The organism is Lactobacillus sp. UMNPBX17 (assembly GCF_002553735.1).
Lineage (GTDB): Bacteria > Bacillota > Bacilli > Lactobacillales > Lactobacillaceae > Lactobacillus > Lactobacillus gallinarum.
In genome coordinates, this window is record NZ_PCYT01000140.1 from 1 (window position 1) to 1,368 (window position 1,368).

General features: G+C 39.5%; 1 protein-coding gene. It reads right to left on the reverse strand.

Annotated elements, in window-relative coordinates:
* Nucleotides 1–58: 58 nt before the first annotated feature.
* Nucleotides 59–1,237: an IS256 family transposase gene (locus CP368_RS09955; protein WP_095182631.1), complete on the reverse strand. Its 1,179-nt coding sequence runs from the start codon at nt 1,235–1,237 to the stop codon at nt 59–61.
* Between the last annotated feature and the right edge of the window lie 131 nt (nt 1,238–1,368).

A 1,368-nucleotide genomic window follows, 5' to 3' on the forward strand; every position in this document is an offset into this window, starting at 1 on the left:
GAGACTGTCAAATCTTTTGTGTAAATAGTTCTTTCTCGCAAATTGATTTTTTAATTATTTATTCAAAATAAGATTCTAAGGTATCCTGAACCTGACCAAAGCCTTTATGAATTCGGTTGAAATAGCGGTCATTGTAGCTCATTGCCTGGATGCCAATAAATGCATCAAGCGACTGTTCAGTTGGAAATTCTGCCTTAGGCTTAGCTTTACGCTTGATGACGTTGTTAAAGGATTCAATCATATTGGTTGAATAAATTGAAGCTCTGATTTGTTTGGGATAATTGTAGAAGACTAGCAGATCGGGCTCAATTTCCTTCAAACCTTTGATGACATGGCTATAAGCTTTATTCCATTTGGCATAGAATTTGTGCAAGACAGCTGCAGCTTCTTTTTTGCTTGTCTGTTGATGTATCTGCTTGAATTCGTTCATGATCTTTTCGCGGTCATCCACCCGGACTTTAGCACAGATATTGCGCATGACATGAACCAGGCAGCGTTGAAAATGAGCTTTAGGATAAGTCCTGGCCAAGGCTGTTTTCATGCCAACAACACCATCAGAAAGAAAGAGTTCAACTTGCTTCAAGCCTCTGGACTTCATGTTTTGAAGCATCTCTGTCCAAACTTCAATGTTCTCACTAGGAGCAATGCAGTAGTCAATGACTTCCTTATGTCCATTAGGTTTAATGCCAATGGCAATATATACTGCTTCACGCTCAAACGTTTCTCGGCGCAAAGGAAGGTATGTCGCATCCAAATAGACACAGAAAAACTTGTCGCTTAGCTTGCGCTTGTGATAAGCCTCAATCTTGGGGAGCATCTGCTTGGAAATATTTGATACTTGAGCTGGACTATAATGACTGCCATACATTTTCTCAATCAAGTCAGCGATTTCTCTGGTAGTTACGCCTTTGGAGTAGAGCTTGATAATCGTGCTTTCCAAAACATCAGAGTGCTGCTTGTAGTCAGGCAGCGTGTGCTGATGAAATTGACCGTTGCGATCCCGAGGCACTTGCACTTCAATTGGGCCAAATTGCGTATCAACTTTGCGGAAATAAGCACCATTTCTAGAGTTGCCAGTATTCCAGCCATTTCTGGCATAGGGATCATAGCCCAGAAAGGCAGTCAATTCAGCTTCTAACAAGTTATTAACAGCCTGTTGTAGCTCTTTGCGCAATAAATCATTTATTTTGTCTGGATTGAATAGAGCTTGAGCAAAATCTTTGGTAAAATCATTCATGAAGGAGTTCTTCTTTCTGTATGTGTTTTTTTGTTCAAACCAATCATACGAGAAAGGAACTCCTTTTTCTAATGTTTAAAGAAATAAATTTAAGGAATCATTCATCCTTACACAAACTATTTTACAGTCTC

What these genes read in the sequence shown, in the direction of transcription:
- CP368_RS09955 (WP_095182631.1), bottom strand. Translation starts at nt 1,237, where the DNA reads ATGAATGATTTTACCAAAGATTTTGCTCAAGCTCTATTCAATCCAGAC.